This window comes from Pseudomonas sp. GW456-L12 (assembly GCF_059424045.1).
This window is the reverse complement of record NZ_JBWKZA010000026.1, coordinates 17,245-39,884: the sequence shown is the minus strand read 5'-3', so window position 1 is coordinate 39,884 and position 22,640 is coordinate 17,245. Positions and strand designations below refer to the sequence as shown.

Below are 22,640 nucleotides of genomic sequence, written 5' to 3'. Positions count from 1 at the left end.
TCGCTTATCTCACAATGGGTGTTCATATCGGTTCTCGTTGCGCGGCACGACGCGACTGGGGCTGGGCTACAACCTGAGCGGGGTATTTTGCACCAAGTTGCCGGCGGGGAATTGTTAAAGGTTTCGCCGTCGTTGTTGGCGGCTGATCGGCGACTGGCGCCCGCCGTATAGCGGTTGCCGGGCATCGGCGGTTTTTACCTCACTCAGGCCCCAAAAAGTAAGTAGCTGTTTTAAAAACAAATTTATGCATCTTTGACTTCACAGACGACGAAAAAGTTGATAAATTTCCGCGCGTTCTTGCAGAGGCCCCCACGGGGCTTGCAGTGAAAGCAAGCAACAGCAGAGATAGGGGCGTCGCCAAGCGGTAAGGCAGCAGGTTTTGATCCTGCCATGCGTTGGTTCGAATCCAGCCGCCCCTGCCATCTCTCATCCCTCCCTCTATTTATCAAACGCTCCCTCAAGGTACGGCCTCGGCTCCATCCGGATGCTCAAGCGGCCCGTTTTTGTGTGCCCGGAATACTCCCATCACCTCAGCTCTGGTCCGGCGGCTAGCGAAAGCGCGGCGCGATGGCCTCGGCAAACGGGTAATGGACAAAGTAGGGCCGGGCTTCGTCGATGACCCGTTGGAACGAGGGGCGCTGTATCAGCCGCTCGAAATAGGCGCTCAGGTGGCGATGGTCATCGGCAAAGGCCACCAGCGTGCTGGCATAGAACAAGGCCGGGGCGGCGGCGCAATCGGCCAGGCTGAAATCCGGGCCAGCTACCCAGATCCTCGAGGCCAGGCGCTGTTCGAGCATGGTGTATGCGCTCAGCAGGGCTGCGCGTTCCCGGCTCAGGTCGCCGTGGGTGCCATACAGGCGATCGGCGACTATCCGCTGCATCGGCCCCTGGACATGGCAATCGAAAAAACGGTCCCACAGCCGGACTTCCAGCGCGCTGTCCCAATCATCCGGAATCAACGGCTGCCGGCCCCGATAAAACCGGTCCAGGTACTCGATGATCACACTCGATTCCGGCACATCGCGCTGCCGGGCGTGATCGCGGATGACCGGGAACTTGCCCAGCGGCCACAGGCTTTGCAGCTCGGCCCGGTCGGCGTCGTTGGCCAGGTCGATGATGCGTTTTTCAAAGGCGATGCCGTGTTCGTACAGGGCGATCAGCACCTTGTGGCAGAACGACGACAGGGGATGGAAATACAGGGTCAGCGGCATGTTCCGGTTCCTCGATGAAGGGTGGGGGCGCACGACGTGCCAGCAGGGAAACCCACCTATTATCGGCCGACCCTGGCGGCCACGCGCTGGCAGGCGACGAGCCGGGCTACAGCCCCCCTGAGTATTTCACCGCCGCCGCGGCCCGCGACGGCACGTTGAGGATGCGCAGCAGCGACGACACATGGATGCGCACGGTGAAGGGCGAGATCTCCAGTTCGCGGGCGATTTCCTTGTTGGTCTTGCCCTGGGCGATCAGGCGCAGCACCTCATGCTGGCGCGCGGTCAGGGTAGCGCCGGTGCCCAGCGGCAGCAGGCCGGAAGGGGCGAACTTGACCAGCACTTCGCCTTGGCGAATGGCCAGGACCGCCTGGCCGATCTCGTCCGGGGCGATGTTCTTGCCGATAAAGCCGTCGACGCCGGCGGCCATGACCTCGCCGATCAGCGCCTGGTCGTCGACCATCGACACCACGATCAGGGTGGTGCGCGGCAATTGCTTGCGCAGCTCGGCCAACTGGCTGACGCAGGTCAGGCCTGGAAAACGCAGGTCGAGGATCAGCGTGTCCAGTTCGTCACCGGCCCGGGTCAGGGCGAGTACCCTGTCCAGGTCGCCGGCCTGTTCGATCAGCGCATCCGGCAGCAGGCGCTGGACCGTGCGCAACATGCCCTCGCGAAACAGCGGGTGATCGTCGGCTATGATAATCCGGCATGCCATGGGGTGACTCTCCTTGGGTCGAGCTTTCCTTGAGGCAGCTACTTTAGCAGCGGGCCAGGCAACTGCCTGTGGTTCGTGTCGAGTACGACGACTGGCGCACAAGGATGTTCCCCATGAAATTCGAGAAAAACACCGAGCTCGACCAGGCCAACCTGCGCATTATTGTCGGTTCCTGCGCCGTGGCCTATATCGGCGTGCTGGGTTTCCTGCCCGGGCAGCGGGTCGATACCTACCTGCCGATCGTGATCTATATCGTCCTGTTCCTGCTGCTGTCGATCGTCCTGCGCCAGGCCATCGTGCACTGGCCCGGGCATTATCCGGCGCGACGGATCTTGAGCATGGTCCACGACTACACCGGCACCTCGTTCGGCCTGGTGGTCGGCGGGGAGGCGGCGTTGCCGCTGTACGCGGTGATGGTCTGGGTCAACCTGGGCAACGGCATGCGCTATGGCTCGCGCTACCTGGCGATTGCCACGGCCCTGGCGCTAATGGCGCTGTTGGTGGTCTATCGCCTGACGCCGCTGTGGCAGGCGCAACCCTTCATGGTGCTGATGCTGCTGATCACCAGCACGGTGATCCCGGTCTACGCCCATATCTTGCTGGAGCGCACGCGCAAGGCTTCGGAAGAGGCGATTGCCGCCAACCTGGAAAAGTCGCGTTTTCTCGCCCAGGCCAGCCACGACCTGCGCCAGCCGATCCACTCCATCGGCCTGTTCACCGCCTGCCTGCGCGAGGCGCGCCTGGGTGACGAAGAGCGGCGCCTGGTGGATAACATCGACCGCTCGCTGCTCAACGTCTCGCAATTGTTCCGCTCGATTCTCGACCTCTACACCCTCGACAACGGGCGGGTGCAACCCAGTTTCCAGACCCTGCACCTGGGCGAATTCCTCGCCGACCAGATGCGGCAGAACGCCGAAGCCGCACGCTGGGCCGGGGTCGAGCTGCGCCTGCGCCCCTGTTCGCACTGGGTCCGGGCGGACCCGGCGCTGCTCGCCACCATGGTCCAGAACGTGCTGTCCAACTGCTTCAAGTACGCGGCGCGGCGACCGGTGCTGATTGGCGTGCGCCAGCGCGGCGCGGGGCTGGCCATCGTCATCTATGACCAGGGCCGGGGGATTGCCGAGGAACACCTGCCGAACCTGTTCGACGAGTTCTATCGCGTGCGCGAGCTACGGGACAAGGACGTCGAAGGCGTGGGCCTGGGCCTGTCCATCGTCAAGCGCCTGGGGCAGTTGATGGGGCTCGAAGTGGCGATCCGTTCGCGGCTGGGCCACGGCACCGCGGTGAGCCTGTACGGGTTGCCCCTGGCGCCACCGCAGCTGCAGCCGGCCAGCCTCGACGAGGCGCGGCAGGCGGGGCTGCTGACCGGCTTGAAAGTGTGCCTGGTGGAGGATGATCGCAATGTGCTGCTGGCCACCTCGGCCTTGCTCGAGCGCTGGGGCTGCGTGGTCCAGGCCGAGCTTTGCGGCCGGGACCTGGTCAGCGACTGCGACGTCATCGTCGCCGACTATGACCTGGGCAACCACGCCACGGGCATCGAGTGCATCGACAGCCTGCGCCGGCAACGTGGCTGGGCGGTGCCGGCGCTGATCCTCACCGGGCATGAGGTGGAGAAGATCCAGGCCGCGTTGCACGACCGCAATATCGCCATCCTGTCCAAGCCGGTGCGCCCGGCCGAACTGCGCGGCAGCTTGCGGGCGCTGCGCCAGCATTCTGCGCCGGCGGTCATGCCCGAGGTGTGACAGGGCGGTTCGGCGAGCAGCGGCCACTCTCCGTGCCGAGGCAAGGGGAGTGGCGGTACATGACTGCCCAGGGTTTTCCCGATCACTGTGCACACACCTCCCGCACACAGTCGCGCAACCAGCGATGCGCCGGGTCGCTGTTCATGCGTGGATGCCAGAGCATGGACACGATGATTTCCGGCGTGTCCAGCGGCAGGGCGAAGCTGTGCAGGCCGCTGCGCAGGTTGTGGGTGTGGCGCTCGGGGACGGCGGCGATCAGGTCCGAAGCGCGGACCAGGGCCAGGGCGGCGGAGAAACCGCCAACGACGGTGGCGATATCGCGCGCCAGGCCCGCCGCCTGCAACGCATCGTCCACCAGCCCGCGACCTGGGCCCTGGCGCGATACCAGCACATGCTCGCCGGCGGCGTAACGGGCGGCGCTGATCGGCCCGCGGCTCAGCGGATGGCCGTTGCGTACCACGCCGATAAAACGATCGCGGAACAGTGCGCGGGTATGGATTTCCGGGCTGGCGTTGGCGTCCACCACGCCGGTGTCGAGGTCGACCGTACCGTCGCGCAGGGGCGTGCTGTCCTTGCTGGTTTTCTGCATGAAATGCAGGCGCACCCCAGGGGCTTCGGCGCGCAGGCGGGCGACCAGGGCCGGGCCGAAGTTTTCGACGAAACCGTCGCTGCTGCGCAGGGTAAAGGTGCGCGCCAGGCGCTGCAGGTCGAGCCGTTCGACGGGGCGCAACATGGCTTCGGCGTCCTGCACCAGATGGCCGACCCGCTCGCGCAGTTCCAGGGCGCGCGGGGTCGGCACCAGGCCGCGGCCGGCGCGCACCAGCAGCGGATCGCCGGTGGTTTCGCGCAGGCGCGCCAGGGCCCGACTCATCGCCGACGGGCTTAGCCGCAGGCGCTGGGCGGCGCGCGCCACACTGCCTTCGGCGAGCAGCACGTCGAGGGTGATCAGCAGATTGAGATCGGGTGTGGACATGGCGGCGGTCCCGTCTGGCATAAAAGTGAGATGGCGTCAGGCGCACGAATAACCTGCAAGGGTTGCGTCTTCCGCCATGTTAGACCGCGGGCTAGATTGGCGACAGCGCCGTTTCGCGCGGGTCAGAACGGGAGTGCAGAGTGAAGCCAGTCAGTAGCGGAACAAAACCGGACGTTGTGTCAGCCGGCTGGGCGCTGGCCAGCCTGTCGCTGTCGATGTTGCTGGCGTCGCTGGGCACCAGCATCGCCAACGTAGGCTTGCCGACCCTGGTGCAGGCGTTCGGGGCGAGCTTCCAGCAGGTGCAGTGGGTGGTCCTTGCCTACCTGCTGGCGATGACCGCGCTGATCGTCAGTGTCGGCCGGCTCGGTGACCTGTTGGGACGGCGGCGCCTGCTGCTGGTGGGGATCCTGCTGTTCACCCTGGCCTCGATGCTCTGCGCCGCCGCCCCGACGCTGGGGATGCTGATCGGCGCCCGGGCACTGCAGGGCGTCGGCGCGGCGATCATGATGGCGCTGACCCTGGCCCTGGTTGGCGAGACGGTCAGCAAGGCCCGCACCGGCAGCGCCATGGGCCTGCTGGGCACGATGTCGGCGATCGGCACCGCCCTCGGCCCGTCCCTGGGCGGGGGATTGATCGCCGGGTTCGGCTGGCAGGCGTTGTTCCTGGCCTGCGTGCCGTTGGGCGGGCTGACCTGGGTGCTGGCTTATTGGTATCTGCCGGCTGCTGGCCGGGCGCGCGCCCTTGAACGAGGCGCGTTCGATCCGCTGGGCACCTTGCTGCTGGCCCTCACGCTGCTGGCCTACGGGCTGGCCATGACCCTGGGCCGCGGCCATTTCGGCCTGCTCAACGCCGGGCTGCTGTTGGCGGCGCTGATGGCGGCTGGCCTGTTTGTCTGGGTGGAAGCGCGGGTGGCCGCGCCGCTGATACGCCTGGCGCTGTTTCGCGATGCGGCCTTGAGCGGCAGCCTGGCCATGAGTGCGCTGGTCTCGACGGTGATGATGGCGACGCTGGTGGTCGGGCCTTTTTACCTGGCCCACGGGCTCGGGCTGGAAACCTTCGCGGTGGGCCTGGCGATGTCGCTCGGCCCCTGTGTCACCGCGCTGAGCGGCGTGCCGGCCGGGCGCATCGCCGATCGTTTGGGCGTGCGGCCGATGATTCTCGCCGGCCTCGGCGCCATGGTCCTCGGTTGCCTGATGCTGGCCTTGCTGCCGGCGAGCCTGGGCATTGGCGGCTACCTGGCGCCCATCGTTGTCATCACCCTGGGCTATGCGACGTTTCAGACCGCCAACAACACCGCGGTGATGAGCGAGGTGGGCGCCGAGCAGCGCGGGGTGATTTCCGGCCTGCTCAACCTGTCGCGCAACCTCGGGCTGATCACCGGCGCCTCGTTGATGGGCGCGGTATTTGCCGCAGCGGCTGGAGACCCGGCAACGGCAAGCGCCGAGGGCGTCGCCCGCGGAGTGGGGTTCACCTTCGGCCTGGCCGCGGGGCTGGTGGTCATGGCGTTGTCTGTTGCGCTGGCCGGCCAGCTGCGTGGGCGGCAGGCAGTGGATTCGACGGTTTAGCCCGGAGGCAGCGTCAGCCGACCGCAAACATCTTCTGTAGGAGCGAGGCTTGCCCGCGATAGAGCCATTACATACAACCCGCTTCTTGCGTCGAACCAGAGTCCGTCATCGCGGGCAAGCCTCGCTCCTACAGAGGCGTGGCGGGGAGCGGCTGCGATTGCGTGGGACAATCGCTGGCCGTTCCTGGTCCGGTGGTTTTATTGGGCGCTCTCGACGTTCACCGCGTCGTTGTTTGCGCCTTTCCTGACGGTGCCGTTGGTGGTTGTGCAGTTGGCTTTGTAGGTGCCGACAATGGTGTAGTTGCGCTCCAGGTCGTCGTTCTGGCAGCGCTCGCGCCTGGCGTAACCCAGGTTGATCGGGTCGTAGCGGGCCTCGGGTTCGCGCAAGGGATGAGGCGCCTTCAATTGGGGGATGTCCATTCTCAGAAACACACTGGCATGGACCTTGTCTCGTTCCACCGGTTTGCGGCGAATCAGCCCGGCTTCCTTGTAGGCGGAACTGATCACGTATTTGGCATCGTGGAATTCATCATGCAGCGGACCGCCGATGCACTCGGCCGGCCAGCTCGTACTGTTGGCGAATAGGCCGTCGCTCTCGAGGTTCTTCAGCATCCAGCGCAGCGGGATGGTCTCCAGCCCCTGGCCGCCCTTGGCATACGGGCTTTCACCGCACTTGGCGGTGTCCGGGGCATTCAGGTAACCGCCCCCCACATCGGCATGTGCGCCGGCGAACCATACCTCTTCCAGTACCTGTGATTTCGATTGCTGCAGGCCGAAGCGCAGCAGGCGGAACGAGGCCCTCTGTTCGTCCAGGGACATGGCGTGGTAACCGCGCTCGGCATACAGCTCCAGGCGGTGTTCGTCGGGCTCTTCCTTCAGGTTGCTGCCCACCGCCGGTACGGTGTCGAATACCCCGATGACTTTGACCACGACCTTTTTTTCGTCTTTTTTAGCCGGGTCGTCTCCGTAGACCCGGATGCCGTTGGCGTCTTGATAGTTCTTCAGGCGCTTGCGCAGCGTGTCATCGAAGCCGGGTACACCATCGTTGCGCGACTTGTAGATGTCGTACATGTCTTCGACCACATCGTGCATATGGCCGGTCCAGCCCCACAGGAGGCTGTTGTCCCAGTAATCGGCCTTCAGGTTGCTGGGCAGGCCGGCGACTTCGATAAAACCGTTCAACGAACGTGCGGTGAAGGCTCCCCGGCTGAACCCGAAGATATAGATCTCGTCACCGGGTCGGTACGCTTCGATCAGAAAGCGGTAGGCCTGGCGGATATTCAGGCTGACCCCGCTGCCGAACAGGGCACCGAAGGGAGTAGTAATACTGGTGGCCACGCCCTTGTCGTAATAAGGAATGACCCTGGCCCCGCTATTGGCCTGTTCGAGCGCCTGGTTATACATGCGCCAGATATTGGTGTTGTCCTTTTTGGTGTTTTCCGTGCCATCGAGCAGCACCACCAGTTTTCTGGGGCCTTGGTTGTTGTACAGGCACTTGTTGAGTCGCTGCCAGAGTTTGCGGACTTTGCGGTAGCCGTCTTCGACGCCCCCGGCGGCTTTGGCGTCGGAATCCTTACATTCTGGTGTCTTTGCTGCCTGGGGGGATATTCGGGTTTTTGCCAGTAGCTGGCGGTCCAGGGTTTGTGTGGTTTGCAGGTTGATCGCGCTGTACTGCGAGGTGGAACAGGCTGACAGGAGGGCGAGGCTCAACAGAAGGGCGATGCGCATATCGAAGGTCTCCGTGACCGGATACGGATGGCGTGGCAATACAGCCGATGGAGGCCGGTGAGGGTGCCCCGCTGGCTGTTCAAGTGAACCTAGTCGAAGGTTGTCAAAATGCCATCATCGGGTCGGAATCAGGTTCCCCAAAGCGACGCCAGCGCCATGAGCGGAGAGGGCGGGCCAGGAATCACCCCACGCTTTCCCCTGCCAGCAACGCGCTGTAGGCCCGCAACCGCCGCACGAATTCACTCACCGAACCCTGGGAAACATAGGCCTGCTTGAGGAAGAACGCGGCGTACTCGGCCATCCCAGGCTCGGCCGCGGTCAGCAGCTGCGCATGCTCCTCCAAGGTGGTCGGCCAGCCGCGTTCCTGCTCGCCGCGCAGCAGGTTGGCCGAACGCAGCGCCTTGCGCGCCGCGGCCCGTTGCAGGCGTTGCTGCTGCAACGGTTCGCGGCTTTGTTCCAGCTGCTGTGCGTAGCCTTCCAGCACCTGGGGGAAGTCGCCATTCAGCGCCAGGGCGATGGTCCGGCTCGGGCGGAAAGGCTCGAAGCGCAGCCCCAGGTCATTGCCCCAGATGCAGCGGCACTGATGCTTGAGCCAGAAACCCCAGCGGTAGCGATTGTCGGGCGCCAGCACCTCGCTGAGCACGCCGATGTCGAAATCGATCTTCGACACTTCCGGGTGCCGCGCCTCCAGCGCCTGCCGAGTCTGCTCCAGCCGCTGGCGCTCCTCGGGGCTCGGTGCCCAGGCCAGGACCAGGGTCACATCCAGGTCGGAGGTGCCCGGCCGCGCGTCGCCACGGGCCACGCTGCCGTAGAGGTACAGGCCATCGAGCAGCGCCGGAAAACGCCGCGAGAGCATCGCGCGCAACTCATCCACCAGGTGGCTGAACGCCGGTTGCAACGGCTGGTCGGGCAGGGACTGGATAAAACCTTCGGCGTCGACGCCTGGGTACTGCGACATGGTGATCTCGATGGGGCAATGGCGATGAAAACCGCCCGGGCCAGGCGGGCGGTTGGCAGACAGTCTGGCTGACTTCACGGATCGTGCAAGCCGGCGCGGTTCAACGCCACGCCGTCACGGGTCGAGGCTTGCCAGATCGTTACCGAGGGGCGTCGGCGACTCGCCGCTGATCGCGCACAGCAGCGCCGTGATGGTTTCCCCCTCGACCATGCCGCGCTCTTGCAGCAGGTCCGCCACCGCGCCGACCGCTGGCCAGTAGCGATGCACCAGGCAGCTGGCGCGGGCCATGGCCCGGGATTCGGCGTCGAGCAGCTTGCGTGGCGGCAGCAGGCTGATCAGCTCATGGCCGCGGCTCAGGTCGCCGCGGCCGCTGCCTTTTATCAGCCTGTCGGATCGGCCATGGCGATAGATCGCTTCGGCTACCGGGCCGGCAAAGCAATGCAGCAGGTCGCGCTCGATGGACTCGACCATCGACGGCAGGTATTCGGCGATCCCCGGGGCGTCGAAGGCCGGGCGCGGGACCAGGTAATCGGCTTCCACCAACCCCTCTACATAGCGCGGGTTGCCGCGCAGATCGAGCATCGGACCCGCGTCGGCTTCGGCCCTGGTGCGCACGGTAATGCGGGCGATCGGCTGACCGTTCCACCAGAAGGCCAGGGCGTGGCCGGCTTCGTGGATGGCCGTGCAACGTGGACGCTGGTTCATGGTCTTCTCCCGTGCTCTGTACGCGTCGGGCGGACGAAAAAGGCGGGGCATCAGTCGAAAAAAACGCCAGAGGCCCCCGCGGGCGCTGTCCCTATCATTGGCTTCGGCCTTGGGCCCCGGGTAAAAGCTTGTCCCTATCAACAACCAATAGTCCGGCTATTAGCGATCCGCCACAGAGGGGCTAGCCTTAATTCAGCGCTGGCGCGAGCCGGCCGGATGAGACCTGATCGAGAGATAACGAAAAACGAGTCAGAAGCGTACTGGGCTTACCGTGGGCCACCGTCCTGGCAACTCGCTTGCCGCTCTGCAGCATGCCCTGTGGCCACACCCATCAGTTGAGCGAACTGTGAGCCCCGCAACCTATGTCATTGCTTTCGCCTGTCGCTATTTCGCGCCCATCCGGGCCGGATAGCTGGATGAATACGACCAAAGGTAGCTCCTCATGGCAAACGAATCGAAATGCCCGTTCAACCATGCCGCCGGCGGTGGCACGACCAACCGCGACTGGTGGCCGAACCAACTGAACCTGAAGATCCTGCACCAGCACTCGTCCCTGTCCGACCCCATGGGCGAGGACTTCAACTATGCCGAAGCCTTCAAAAGCCTGGACTTCCAGGCCCTGAAACAAGACCTGCATGCGCTGATGACCGACTCCCAGGACTGGTGGCCCGCCGACTTCGGCCACTATGGACCGCTGTTCATCCGCATGGCCTGGCACAGCGCCGGGACCTACCGCGTCGGTGATGGCCGTGGCGGGGCCGGTTCCGGCCAGCAGCGTTTCGCGCCGCTCAACAGCTGGCCGGACAACGTCAGCCTCGACAAGGCGCGCCGGCTGCTGTGGCCGATCAAGCAGAAGTACGGCCGCAACATCTCCTGGGCCGATCTGATCGTGCTCACCGGCAACGTCGCCCTGGAATCCATGGGCTTCAGGACCTTCGGTTTTTCCGGCGGTCGCCCGGATGCCTGGGAGCCGGACGAAGACGTCTATTGGGGCTCGGAAAACAAATGGCTGGGCGGCGACACCCGCTACGGCAAACCGGATAAAGCCGCCATGCAAGAGCCCGGCGAGGGCCAACTGGTGGCCGAGCCTGGCAATGAAGAAAGCCGCACCGACCAGGGACGCAACCTGGAAAACCCCCTGGCCGCGGTGCAGATGGGCCTGATCTATGTGAACCCGGAAGGCCCCGAGGGCAACCCGGACCCGGTGGCCGCCGGGGTGGATATCCGTGAAACCTTCGGCCGCATGGCGATGAACGACGAAGAAACCGTGGCCCTGATCGCCGGCGGCCACGCCTTCGGCAAGACCCACGGCGCCGGCCCCGCCGACAACGTTGGCGCCGAACCCGAAGCCGCCGGCCTGGAACTGCAGGGCCTGGGCTGGAAGAGCACCTTCGGCACCGGCAAGGGCGCCGACACCATCACCAGCGGCCTGGAAGTGACCTGGACCACCACGCCCACCCGCTGGAGCAACAACTACCTGGAGAACCTGTTCGGCTTTGAGTGGGAACTGACCAAGAGCCCGGCGGGCGCGCACCAGTGGACGCCCAAAGGTGGTGCCGGCGCCGGCATCATCCCAGATGCCCACGACCCCTCCAAGCGGCGCAACCCGACCATGCTGACCACCGACCTGTCGCTGCGCTTCGACCCGATCTACGAGCCGATCTCGCGACGCTTCCTGGCGAACCCCGATCAACTGGCCGACGCTTTCGCCCGCGCCTGGTTCAAGTTGATCCACCGCGACATGGGCCCGCTCTCGCGCTACCTGGGCCCGGAACTGCCCCACGAAGAATTACTGTGGCAAGACCCGATCCCCGCGGTGGACCATGCCCTGGTCAACGACAGCGATATCGCCGCACTCAAGGCCAAATTGCTGGCCTCGGGCCTGTCGGTGTCGCAACTGGTGTCCACCGCCTGGGCGGCGGCGTTCAGCTTCCGTGGCTCCGACAAACGCGGCGGCGCCAACGGCGGGCGCCTGCGCCTGGCCCCGCAAAAGGACTGGCCAGTCAATCAGCCCGAGCAATTGGCCAAGGTGCTGGCGACCCTCGAAGGGGTCCAGAAGGACTTCAACAGTGCGCAATCCGGTGGCAAGAAAATCTCCCTGGCCGACCTGATCGTGCTCGGCGGCAGCGCCGGCATCGAACAGGCCGCGAAAAACGCCGGCCTCGACATCAACGTACCGTTCTCCCCTGGGCGCATGGACGCCAGCCAGGAGCAGACGGACGTCGAGTCGTTCGGCTACCTCGAACCCATCGCCGATGGCTTTCGCAACTACCTCAAGACCCGCTACGCGGTACCGGCCGAAGCGCTGCTGATCGACAAGGCGCAACTGCTGACCCTCACCGCCCCCCAAATGACGGTGCTGATCGGCGGCCTGCGCGTACTCGACATCAACGTCGGCCACACCCCCCATGGCGTCTTCACCACACGGCCGGGCGCGCTGACCAACGACTTCTTCGTCAACCTGCTGGACATGGGCGTGGAATGGAAACCTGTCTCCGACGCCCAACAAGAGTTCGAAGCCCGCGACCGCAAGACCGGCCAGGTCAAATGGACCGGCACCCGCGTCGACCTGGTCTTCGGCTCCAACGCCCAGTTGCGGGCCCTGGCCGAGTTCTATGCCAGCGCGGATGGGCAGGAGCAGTTCGTGAAGGACTTTGTCGCGGCCTGGGTCAAGGTGATGAATCTGGATCGGTTTGATTTGCGGTGAGGAGGGCGCCTTGAGGTCTGGAAACAGGGCTCTCGACCTGATGGTTCAGGTCGGGGGCACCAGGCCTGAGGTAGGCGCGTCATAAACCATTCGGTGTTTTGAAAGTTGCTGACGCCTCCCAGTGTGGAGGCGTTTTTTTGTCCGAGGGGAAGGTGCGGCGACTGTTCGCGGGGTGGCGATTGCCTGGGCTCATTGGCACAGGACGGGGATATCCATCTCTTGAACGTGTCGATAACCTGTCCTTTCTCTGACTACTCAAGTGCATTTGATCTGATCAGGATCAGGTTTTCCTTACGGCAATTTTGGATAATTCCTACCCCTATACCTTCGTCTCTTTAGGTATGGTGGCAAGCCTGATTTGGACGCCTGATGTGGCGGCCACAGGCCCATCAGATCAGGCATCGAGAACATGCAAGTGGTGTGAGTGCGGAGTTGACCCTCGTGCATTTTTACAAATAGGCTGCTGCCCTGATGTGCTGCCTGGGCAGATGAGCAGCGCTGGATTGCTCAGTCATTTCCGTGGCGGAGCCAGGTATCAGTCCAGGTAGTGCAAGGTGCGGTTGACGCTTGGTATTGGACGCCAAGTTCATACACCGGGCGCCTCAATACGTTGACCAAGGATGAGTCATATGCGTCAAAGGGATTTGAGATTCACCTTCTCCGTGCTGTCCGGCCGGATGGAGTTCGAGGTCGTAGAGTTCACCCTGGAAGAAGCCATTTGCGAGCCTTATCGGCTGACGCTCGAACTGGCCAGCGACAACCCCGCCCTCGATTTTGCCCAGGTCCTCGATCAGCCGGCGTTGCTGACCATCTGGCAAGGCACCACGGCTGTCCGTCATGTGCATGGCATGGTCTCCCGCTTCACCCAGGGCAAAACCGGGTTCCGCCGCACACGTTACCGTGTCGTGGTCGAGCCACAGCTGGCCCGACTGGCCCTGAGTTCCGACTGGCGTATCTTCCAGCAGAAAAACGTGCCCGAAATACTCAAGTCGGTATTGGCCGAGCACGGCATTCTGGATTATCAGCAGAGCACTCACACCGAGCACCTGCCTCGCGAATATTGCGTCCAGGCCGGGGACACCGACCTTTATTGGTTCGACAGGCTTTCCACCGAAGAAGGCCTGTTCTACTACTTCAAATCCGACGCGACCTCCCACACGCTGATCCAGAGCGACAAACTCTACGTTCAGGAACGCATCCAGGGTGATCCGGTGCTGTACAGCGCACAGCCGGCTGCAGATGCCACGCGACCGGTGCTGTATGCGTTCAGCTACACGGAAAACGTCCGCACGGCCGAGCAGACCCAGCGTGACTACACCTTCAAGCGTCCGGCTTTCGACCAGCAACAGCGTCTTGTCGGCGAAGAGTTGCAGCACCAGGCCCGGCACTATGAACGCTACGATTACCCCGGGCGCTACAAGGCCAGCGCGGCCGGCAAACCCTTCACTGAAAACCGCTTGCGTGGCCACCGTCGGGACGCCCAGGTCGCCCTGGTCGAAGGTGACGATCCGCGTTTGATCCCGGGTCTTTCCTTCCAGTTGACGGGCCACCCCCGGCAAGACTTCAACCGCTGGTGGCGTTCGGTTCGCATTACCCACCGAGGCGTGCAGCACGCCAGCCAGCAGGAAGAGTCCGCCGACGCCGAAATGGGCGTGAGCTACGACTTCACCGCCGAGATCATTCCCGAAGAAATGGAATGGCGCCCGGCGCCCCTGCCCAAGCCCCGTATCGACGGGCCGCAGATCGCCAGCGTGGTGGGTCCGGAAGGCGAGGAGATCCACACCGACGAGTTTGGCCGGGTCAAGGTCCAGTTCCCATGGGACCGGGAAGGCCGGAGCAACGAATTCAGTTCCTGCTGGGTCCGGGTCTCGCAGAACTGGGCCGGCGCCGACTGGGGCCATATGGCGATCCCGCGTATCGGCCAGGAAGTCATAGTCGATTATCTCGATGGCGACTGCGACCAGCCGATCATCACCGGCCGCACTTACCGTGCGAGCAACATGCCGCCGTACCCACTGCCGAATCACAAGATCCTCAGCACCATCAAGAGCAAGGAATACAAAGGCAGCCGTGCCAACGAACTGCGCATCGATGACACCACCAAGCAAATCAGCGCCGCGCTGATGAGCGATCACGGCAGCACCGCGCTGCACCTGGGGTACCTGACCCACCCGCGCCCCGACGGTGGTGCGCCACGGGGTGAGGGTTTCGAGCTGCGCACCGACGAGCATGGTGCGTTGCGCGCGGCCAAGGGGTTGTTGCTCAGCACCGAAGAACAGTTGAATGCCGGCGGTGGCCACCTTGATCGTGGCACCGTCGTTCAAGTGCTGGAGGCGGCGCTGCAACTGGCCAAGGGCCTGGGAGACTATGCCGCCGATCATCAGGGCATCGACCACGACACCGATCCTCAGAGAGCCCTCAGTGAAGCGGTTCGCGATCTGGGGCATGGCGCCAACGATGAGTCGGGCAAAACCAACGGTGGCACACCGGCCATCGCCCTGAGCGGCCAGGCGGGTATCGCTGCCGCCTCTCCCAACAGCGTCACGCTGGCGGCCGGGGAGCATATCGACAGCGTGGCCCAGCAGAACCAGCAACTGACGTCAGGCCAGAAGTTCGTGGTCAACGCCGGCACCGACCTCGGGCTGTTCGCCCAGGGCGGGGAGATGCGTCATATCGCTCACCAGGGGCCAATGTTGCTGCAGGCCCAGAAGAACACCATCCGCCTGGAGGCGGACCAGAGCGTAGAAGTCAGTGCAAGCAATCAGCACGTGCTGATTGCCGCGAAGGAGCACATCACCCTGATGTGTGGTGGTGCCTACCTCACCCTCAAGGGCGGCAACATCGAGCTGGGAATGCCGGGCAACTTCATTGTCAAGGCAGCCAAGCACAGTCACGTCGGACCGGCACACGCCTCGACCACCTTCAACACCTGGGACTCCACGCCATTTGATGACGCTTTTGTCCTGCGTGACGAAAACACCTTGGAGCCCCTGGCCAATACGGCGGTGGAACTGCTGCGTGGCGATGGGGCGCCCCTCAAACTCACCACCGATGCCCAGGGGCGCTTGCCGAGGCAACAGGACCTGGCCATGGATCGGGTTCAAATACGTGTTTTGGCCAAGGGAGCCAGTATCAAGGGTGACAGGGAGTCCACCACATGAGCAGCGAAGCGAATACCCAGGAAGTGATAGTGCCGCGTGCGCGCGACAACCTGGGCCGTCCCGTCTACACCAGTCAGCTCACCCGCACTGAGGATCAGCGCGACAAGGTGTTACTGGTGAAGCAGCAGGTCACCATTCCGGTGATTTTCATTCCCGGCATCATGGGGACCAACCTGCGCAACAAGAAGACCTTGAACAGTGTCTGGAGTCCGCCCAATGCGTCGTTCAGCTTTGGCGATATCGCGGGGGCCCTGGGAGCATTGTTTGTCTGGGGTTTCCGGGGGCCGAAAAGACGACAGGAGTTGCTCAAGGCCGATGATGTCGAGGTCGATGATCGTGGAACGGTCGACCCCGGCGAATCGGGGCTGAGCGAGGAGGCCGCGCGGATGCGCGGTTGGGGCAAGGTCATGCGCACCTCCTACAACCCGATCATGGCGCTGCTGGAAAACCGGCTGGACCATATCGTCAAACAACGCGAGCTTCAGGGATGGTGGAAAGCTGAAAGCCTGCGCTCGCCTGCCGACTATGGCGAAGAGCTGGGCAGTGCCGCTCCCCTTAGCAGCGACGAGCTGAGCGCGGCGGGCAAGTATCAGTTCGATGTCTGGTGCGCAGGCTACAACTGGCTGCAATCCAACCGTCAATCCGGCCAGGACGTGCGCGACTATATCGAGAATACGGTATTGCCTTTCTATCGCGAGAAGGGCGGGGTCGACCCTGAGCAACTGGCGCGGACCAAGGTCATTGTGGTCACTCACTCGATGGGTGGCCTGGTGGCCCGATCGCTGACTCAACTGCATGGCTACAAGCGGGTGCTGGGCGTGGTCCATGGTGTGCTGCCTGCCCTTGGCTCATCGGCCATCTATCACCATGTGCGCTGTGGCTACGAAGGGGTGGCCCAGGTCGTCCTCGGCGCCAACGCCGGTGAAGTCACGGCGGTAGTGGCCAACTCGCCCGGCGCGTTGGAACTGACCCCCTCCGCGGAGTACCGGGAAGGGCGCCCTTGGCTGTTCCTGTGCGACGTACAGGGGCAGATCCTGAAGGACATCGATGGAACGCCTCGTGCTTATCCTCAGCAGGGCGACCCTTATGAGGAGATCTATAAGAGTTCAGCCTGGTATGGGTTGGTGCCGGAGCAGAACGTCAAGTATTTGGATATGTCGGGAAAAGTTAATAAGAATAAAACTCCACGGCTGCAGTTCAATCTGCGAATAGACGACGTTTTCACCTTTCATCGTGATTTAGTTGCGGCAGGCTACCATCCTGAAACATACGCTCATTATGGCGCCGACGACTCCTCTGACAGGCACAGTTGGCGGGACATGATCTGGCAAGGCGATTCAACTTCCCTGGAGTCATCCGGTTCTACCGTCAAGGATGATGAGAACGGCAGTTACAACGGCTGGTTTCGCCGAGGTCTGCCTTCGGTTGTTGAGGGCCCTTTACGGTCCGCAATGTCCCAGGAGTCATTCGGCAGCGGCGGGGACGGAACCGTACCGACCGACTCCGGACTGGCCCCCGGCAAAGCCGGCATCAAGGCCAGCTTCCGCCAGGGCGGCAAGGGCGTCGGGCAGTACAACACCGACAAAGGCTACGAACATCAAAAAAGCTACAACGACAAACGTGCCCAATGGGCCACTCTCTATGGCGTTATCAAGATTGCCCAGCATGCTGACTGGGCAGGAGGTTCATGATGCGCCGGCGTCAGTTCTTCGCTGTTCTTGGCATGGTCGCCTTGACCAGTATCACCAGTTGCACATCATTCTCCTCTTCTCGGAACCCTTCCATGGACAAGACCGGATGGATTACCCATTGCTTTGGCAGATTCCTGATTGATTTGCCGCCCCAGGCGGAAATTAGAGCGGGGTACTATCTCTGGGGCGACAACATCGAAGCGCTCGACGAAACACCGGTCACTCTGGCTACCAGAGTTGATCAGACTGAGCAGGAACTGAAGAGCCAACTGCACAGAAGGGCACAAGGCAGCATGTTTCTTCGCCGACTAGACCTTGGGGGGAGCTCGACAGGGCTGCTTTCCTGGAAATCCAATGCCAGTACAGAGATGTATCTGTTGGACACTTACGCTATTTCTAAACCGACATGGCGTGCTTACCGTTGGATGGGAGGTGTCACGAGAGATCGTGAATCGCAGGGCATTGAAAGTGCCACTTCTCTGGCCTACAGCCTACGTTCTCGCGAAGCCGACGAGATTCCCTCTGAGCCCGGTTTTTGTATTGACCGAGCCTATATCGCGGGTAACAGCTTTCAAGGTGAGCGTTTCGATATCGGCGTGACCTTCCCAGATCATCCCGGTGCCCATTTCGAATTCACTTCCAGCACCGGCGCAGAAGAGGATCGCCTGCTGGATCGGGTGGGTGGTTTCCTGGCTGGTGCCGCCAGGGCTGTTGCGGGTATTGAGACCCTGCGTAAAAGGGAGCGGGGCGGTCCGGTTCCCGCTGACGAGTACCTGTTGGCTGGCACCGACAAGGGGCAGCGCATCTATACGTTCGCCTGGGAAGCTCAAGGCAAGGATGACTCGATTACCGAGCCAAACATTTCAGCCGCGCTTGGTGTACTCGAGCGTAGCCCTGACAGCAGCGGCAAGCTGCCTGCGCCCCCATTCAAGTCAGACAAAGAAGCGCTGGAATTGTGGGACACCATCATTGGCTCTATCCGCTTGCGCCCGGTGTCTTCTGCGCCGCGTGGCAGTAACGCAGGCAGCCCCGCTCCAACTGCCCCAACGGGGAATACGAAGGCCGTGGATGACGATTACGCCATCGAGAGATTCCTGGCCGATCTGAAGCCGAACAACAACTGGATGGATGAATTGTAGGAGCTTTGTAGGCATCAGTACGCGTTGGGGCAGAGGGTACTTCTCTCTCTGGATCATCACTCTTCACAGCCGACACTTTTCCTTCGGCGGGCATAAAGCCTGCCGAGGCAGAAGTGTCGGGTGGTACAGCGGAAAAGGACTAGACGTGAACATCATTCGAGATGATGAGGACCGCAGGGATAACGGCCGGTTTCACCGAGAGTTGCCATCGATTGTCGAAGTCCTCCAGCAGTTAGAAGATTCATGATGCGTGCCCATCAGTTCCTCACTGTTCTTGGCATCGTTGCACTGACCGGGATAACCAGTTGCACATTATTTTCTTCTTCTCGGGACCCAGTCATGGACAAGAGCGGATGGATCACCCATTGCTTTGGCAGATTCTTGATCGATTTGCCGCCCCAAGCGGAAGTCAGAGCGGGTTACTACCTGTGGGGTGACAATATCGAGGCTCTCGACGAAACGCCTGCGGCCTTGGCCGCCAAAATCAATCAGAGTGAGCAGGAATTAAAAAGCCAACAACATGACTCGAAGGGCAGTATGTTTCTTCGCCGGTTGGATTTTGGTGCAGGTGCATCTGGATTGTTATCTTGGTCTTCGGAAGTCGCTTCTAAGGTATATCTTCTAGATACCTACGTTGTTTCTCACCCAACATGGCGTGCTTATAGATGGAAAGGAAATGTGTCGGCAGATAGAGAGCCTCGCGCCATAGAGCTTTCTACCCTTCTAGCCCGTAGTCTTCGCTCCCGTGAGCCTAATGAAGTTCCTTCCGAGCCCGGATTTTGCATTGATCGTGCCTACATCGCAGGCAGTAACTTTCAGAGTGAACGTTTCGATATTGGCGTGACTTTCCCGGATCATCCTGGGGTTCATTTCGAATTCACCTCCAGCACCGGAGCCGAAGAAGATCGTCTGCTGGATCGGGTGAGTGGTTTCCTCGCAGGTGCCGCCAGGATGGTGCTGGGGATCGAGACCCTGCGCAAAAGGGCGCGTGGTGGACCGGTTCCGGCCGACGAATACCTGTTGGCCAGTACTGACAAGGGGCAGCGTATCTATACCTTTGCCTGGGAAGCCCAGGGCAAGGATGGCTCGATCACCGAACCCAATATCTCCGCCGCGCTCGGTGTGCTTGAACGTAGCCCCGACAGCAACGGCAAGCTGCCAGCGCCGCCATTCAAATCAGACAAAGAAGCACTGGCGTTGTGGGACGCCATCATTGGCTCCGTCCGCCTGCGCCCGGTGTCTTCGCGTGACGGTAATACAGCAGGTTCCTGAATATTTTTCCTTCGGAGGGCGCAAGGCCCAAGGAGGGAGGAGTGTTTGTGAGTACAACGGAAAAGGAGCAGACATGGACATCATCCGACTCGGCGATTCCACCAGTCACGGTGGAACCGTGATCGAAGCGTTCAACCAGACCGACCTGAACGGCAAACCCATGGCCGGGGTCGGGCACAAGGTCACCTGCCCTCTATGCAAAGGCGTGTTCCCTATTGCCGAGGGCAGTGCCTTGCTGGATGTCGGCGGTGTTCCCGTGGCGCTCCATGGAATGAAAACCGCCTGTGGCGCCAGCCTGATCGCCAGTGGGCCCAAAGGTGACGCCGGGAGTTAGTCAGGTAGAGGGTGGGTAGTTACACGGACTTGCCCACCCGTTTGCACTCGACCCGACCACTCTGCATTCTCCCTGGCCGGCGATTTCTTCGAATGTGATCAACGCGCGCTTTAACCATGACCAGCAGAGAACGGCCAGAAGCGGCCGTTCTGAACCCTACCCATCAACAAGTAGGCTCCCGGCGAAATGACGACGGTGTTTGTCCGAACCAGCGTTTGCAGGAGCGGGTAAACGCCGACTGTTCTGGATACCCGAGAATGTCGGCAATCTGGCTCAAGGGCACCCTGGTTTCTCGCAGGTACTGCAGCGCCAGCTCCTGCCGGACACTCTCCTTGATGGCCTCGAAGTGCGTGCCCTCGGCTTGCAGTCGGCGGTGTAGGGTACGTGGGTGAAGCGCCAGCATCGCTGCGATATCGGACTTGCTGGTGTAAGTAGTGCCAAGCATCCGCTTGAGGGCTTGGCGGACACGGACGCTGACGATGTCCCCGGGCATGCGAAAGTGGCGGGACAAATAGTCTTCGGTGATCTGCCGCAGTGCCGGGTTGCTTCCCTGGATCTTGCCGTGCAGTACCGCCGCATCCAGATGCAGCGCAGCCCTCTCTTGCTCGGCGATGACCGGCGCATTGAAGAACCGACGATAGCTGCTCAGCGGGGCACTCGGCGCGTGCGGCAGGGTGACGAGCTTGAGCCTGTACTGCGACCCCATGACGAACTGGGCAATGCGGTGACTGGTTCCCAGGCACAGATCGATGTTCTGGCGCTGGCTGGGGCGACCTGACAGCTGGATTTCCACGGCAAGCTCGAAAGCACCCTCGACCAGTGGGCTGACAGGATTACTGGTCACTGCCAACCCTGGACTGTGGGTGAAGAGGTAGCGGGAGGTGAGTTGCAGTGCGTCATAGACTGTCTCGGCATTCTGGATCACAACCCCCAAGGGCCCAAGGGTGCCAATATGCTGCTCCTGGGCAATTCGCAGCCCCAGATCCGGGCAGCCAGATGCTTCATTGCTGGCTTCCAGCAGGTGTGTCACGGCCCTGAGGGACAGCAGCGCGTCGTCGTCCTGCAGGATTGCGGGATCGATATGGTGCTGCAGCAGCAGAGGCGCGGGATCAATGCCGAGCCCTCGCATCACCGCGATATAGCCTGAAATCCCACTCGCGCGAACCATGGTCGTCATGGCCTGTAAGGTAAAAACAATGTCCCGTAACGTCAAGAAGCGTGTTGATTTAGAGTAGATAGTCCTCCCGGACAAGCAGTACTTCCGGGAGAGTTCGATGGCAAACGCTCAGCATTTCGATGTTCTGATAATCGGCGCCGGCATTTCTGGTATCAGCATGGCCTGCCAGCTGATCCGTGAGTGCCCCGGCAAATGCTTTTCCATCCTCGAACGGCGCAACGCCATCGGAGGTACCTGGGATCTATTCCGTTATCCCGGCATCCGCTCTGACTCGGACATGATGAGTTTAGGCTTCCGCTTCCGGCCCTGGACGGGTCGCCGAGTTCTGCCTGATGGCCCGTCGATCCGGGACTACGTGAATGAGACGGCCAAAGCGGCAGGCGTGGACAAGCACATCCAGTTCGGCATGCGCATTCTCTCTGCCGACTGGTCCACCGCCAAAGGTTGCTGGGTAGTTGAAGCCTTGCAGGAAGACAGTGGTGAGGCGCGTATCCTGACCTGCAATTTCCTTGTTTCGGCCACCGGCTACTACGACCATGACCAGGGCTATCTGCCCAATTTCCCGGGTATCGAATCCTACAAGGGCCAGTGCATTCACCCGCAACACTGGCCTGAGAGCCTGGACTACCGAGGCAAGCGTGTCGTGGTGATCGGTAGTGGCGCTACGGCGGTTACCCTGCTCCCCGCGATGGCCAATGACACCGCGCACATCACCATGCTGCAACGTTCGCCCAGCTACGTGTATTCGATGCCGGAGGTCGACAAGCTGGCCACAGTCTTGCGGCGCTATCTGCCCGATAGTTGGGTTTACCAACTGTCTCGCAAGCGCAACATCCTGCTGCAACGAACTGGCTACAAGTTCTCCCGCCGCTTCCCAAGGCTAACTCGCTGGCTGCTGTTGGCCTTGGTGCGCAAGCAACTGGGTCCGGACTTCGACATGGAGCACTTCACGCCACGCTACATGCCCTGGGATGAGCGGCTGTGCGCCGTGCCCAATGGCGACCTGTTCAGGGTGTTACGCGAAGGCAAAGCCTCGGTAGTGACCGATCATATCGAATGCTTCACCGAGTCAGGAATACTGCTGAAGTCGGGGCGCGAACTGGAGGCCGACATCGTCGTCACCGCGACCGGCTTGCGCCTGCAGGCACTGGGTGGGATGAAGCTGTCCATCGATGGCATAGAGCAGGCGGTCAACCAACGCATGACCTACAAAGGGGTGCTGGTGCAGGACATCCCGAACTTCGCCTATCTGTTTGGCTACACCAACATCGCCTGGACGCTGAAGGTCGACATGGCGGCCGGGTTCGCCTGCCGTGTTCTGAATGAAATGAGCAGGCGCAAGCTGTCCATCGTCACGCCGCGAGCCCCCACGGGAGAGATCCAGGCCGAAAGCGTGTTCGGCTCTCTGCAGGCGGGCTACGTGCAGCGCGGCGGTGCATTCTTGCCTCGGCAGGGGCGCAGTGGCCCCTGGCGGGTCCTGAACCATTTCGAGCTCGATCAAGTCATGTACCGGCGTCCCGTGGATGAGTCCGGCCTCGAATGGTCGCGGGAAGTATGAGCGCGGAA

General features: G+C 62.2%; 16 protein-coding genes and 1 tRNA gene. 10 read left to right on the top strand and 7 right to left on the bottom strand.

Annotation, left to right across the window (positions count from 1 at the left end; translation table 11 throughout):
- Nucleotides 1–347: 347 nt before the first annotated feature.
- Nucleotides 348–422, top strand: a tRNA-Gln gene (locus tag AC07Y9_RS25070).
- Between the two features lie 126 nt (nucleotides 423–548).
- Here the strand turns inward: AC07Y9_RS25070 and AC07Y9_RS25065 are convergent.
- Both AC07Y9_RS25065 and AC07Y9_RS25060 read right to left on the bottom strand, forming a co-directional pair.
- On the bottom strand, nucleotides 549–1,211 hold the full coding sequence (locus AC07Y9_RS25065) for a glutathione S-transferase family protein (protein WP_102680652.1): 663 nt from the start codon (nucleotides 1,209–1,211) through the stop codon (nucleotides 549–551).
- Nucleotides 1,212–1,317: 106 nt separating this feature from the next.
- Nucleotides 1,318–1,923, bottom strand: coding sequence for a LuxR C-terminal-related transcriptional regulator (locus AC07Y9_RS25060; protein ID WP_102680653.1), 606 nt, complete (start codon nucleotides 1,921–1,923; stop codon nucleotides 1,318–1,320).
- Between the two features lie 113 nt (nucleotides 1,924–2,036).
- On the opposite strand from AC07Y9_RS25060, the gene AC07Y9_RS25055 reads away from it, so the two are divergent.
- Nucleotides 2,037–3,665: an ATP-binding response regulator gene (locus AC07Y9_RS25055; protein WP_102680654.1), complete on the top strand. Its 1,629-nt coding sequence runs from the start codon at nucleotides 2,037–2,039 to the stop codon at nucleotides 3,663–3,665.
- 82 nt (nucleotides 3,666–3,747) lie between these two features.
- Here the strand turns inward: AC07Y9_RS25055 and AC07Y9_RS25050 are convergent, their stop codons facing one another.
- On the bottom strand, nucleotides 3,748–4,638 hold the full coding sequence (locus AC07Y9_RS25050) for a LysR family transcriptional regulator (protein ID WP_102680655.1): 891 nt from the start codon (nucleotides 4,636–4,638) through the stop codon (nucleotides 3,748–3,750).
- A 140-nt stretch (nucleotides 4,639–4,778) separates the two neighbouring features.
- Between AC07Y9_RS25050 and AC07Y9_RS25045 the strand changes: the two genes are divergently transcribed.
- Nucleotides 4,779–6,203: an MFS transporter gene (locus AC07Y9_RS25045; protein WP_102680656.1), complete on the top strand. Its 1,425-nt coding sequence runs from the start codon at nucleotides 4,779–4,781 to the stop codon at nucleotides 6,201–6,203.
- A gap of 197 nt (nucleotides 6,204–6,400) precedes the next feature.
- Here the strand turns inward: AC07Y9_RS25045 and AC07Y9_RS25040 are convergent, their stop codons facing one another.
- The 3 genes from AC07Y9_RS25040 to AC07Y9_RS25030 all read right to left on the bottom strand — a co-directional run bounded on the left by AC07Y9_RS25040 (nucleotide 6,401) and on the right by AC07Y9_RS25030 (nucleotide 9,593).
- On the bottom strand, nucleotides 6,401–7,930 hold the full coding sequence (locus AC07Y9_RS25040; protein WP_102680657.1) for a phospholipase effector Tle1 domain-containing protein: 1,530 nt from the start codon (nucleotides 7,928–7,930) through the stop codon (nucleotides 6,401–6,403).
- Between the two features lie 181 nt (nucleotides 7,931–8,111).
- Nucleotides 8,112–8,888 (bottom strand): nucleotidyltransferase domain-containing protein, encoded by a 777-nt coding sequence (locus AC07Y9_RS25035; RefSeq protein WP_102680658.1) that lies wholly within the window; start codon nucleotides 8,886–8,888, stop codon nucleotides 8,112–8,114.
- Nucleotides 8,889–9,002: 114 nt separating this feature from the next.
- Nucleotides 9,003–9,593: a hypothetical protein gene (locus AC07Y9_RS25030; protein WP_009044767.1), complete on the bottom strand. Its 591-nt coding sequence runs from the start codon at nucleotides 9,591–9,593 to the stop codon at nucleotides 9,003–9,005.
- 442 nt (nucleotides 9,594–10,035) lie between these two features.
- Between AC07Y9_RS25030 and katG the strand changes: the two genes are divergently transcribed.
- From katG to AC07Y9_RS25000, 6 genes are all read left to right on the top strand, one after another.
- A complete protein-coding gene (katG, locus tag AC07Y9_RS25025; RefSeq protein ID WP_102680659.1) occupies nucleotides 10,036–12,300 on the top strand; it encodes a catalase/peroxidase HPI in 2,265 nt (754 codons plus the stop codon).
- Between the two features lie 629 nt (nucleotides 12,301–12,929).
- A complete protein-coding gene (locus tag AC07Y9_RS25020) occupies nucleotides 12,930–15,461 on the top strand; it encodes a type VI secretion system Vgr family protein (protein WP_102680660.1) in 2,532 nt (843 codons plus the stop codon).
- Nucleotides 15,458–17,152 carry an esterase/lipase family protein gene (locus AC07Y9_RS25015; RefSeq protein WP_102680661.1) on the top strand — a complete coding sequence of 565 codons (1,695 nt, stop codon included), beginning with the start codon at nucleotides 15,458–15,460 and terminating at the stop codon, nucleotides 17,150–17,152. Before AC07Y9_RS25020 ends, AC07Y9_RS25015 begins: the two co-directional genes overlap by 4 nt.
- Entirely contained in the window at nucleotides 17,149–18,291 is a 1,143-nt protein-coding gene (locus tag AC07Y9_RS25010; RefSeq protein ID WP_173679804.1) for a T6SS immunity protein Tli4 family protein, read from the top strand. Before AC07Y9_RS25015 ends, AC07Y9_RS25010 begins: the two co-directional genes overlap by 4 nt.
- A gap of 243 nt (nucleotides 18,292–18,534) precedes the next feature.
- Complete coding sequence (locus tag AC07Y9_RS25005; RefSeq protein ID WP_158245998.1) at nucleotides 18,535–19,563, top strand: T6SS immunity protein Tli4 family protein; 1,029 nt, start codon at nucleotides 18,535–18,537, stop codon at nucleotides 19,561–19,563.
- A 73-nt stretch (nucleotides 19,564–19,636) separates the two neighbouring features.
- Nucleotides 19,637–19,897, top strand: a complete 261-nt coding sequence (locus AC07Y9_RS25000; RefSeq protein WP_053261975.1) for a PAAR domain-containing protein — start codon at nucleotides 19,637–19,639, stop codon at nucleotides 19,895–19,897.
- Between the two features lie 163 nt (nucleotides 19,898–20,060).
- Here the strand turns inward: AC07Y9_RS25000 and AC07Y9_RS24995 are convergent, their stop codons facing one another.
- Nucleotides 20,061–21,065, bottom strand: coding sequence for an AraC family transcriptional regulator (locus AC07Y9_RS24995; RefSeq protein ID WP_102680670.1), 1,005 nt, complete (start codon nucleotides 21,063–21,065; stop codon nucleotides 20,061–20,063).
- Nucleotides 21,066–21,171: 106 nt separating this feature from the next.
- Here AC07Y9_RS24995 and AC07Y9_RS24990 point away from each other — a divergent pair, with 106 nt between their 5' ends.
- Nucleotides 21,172–22,632, top strand: coding sequence for a flavin-containing monooxygenase (locus AC07Y9_RS24990; protein WP_102680663.1), 1,461 nt, complete (start codon nucleotides 21,172–21,174; stop codon nucleotides 22,630–22,632).
- The last annotated feature ends 8 nt before the right edge of the window (nucleotides 22,633–22,640 follow it).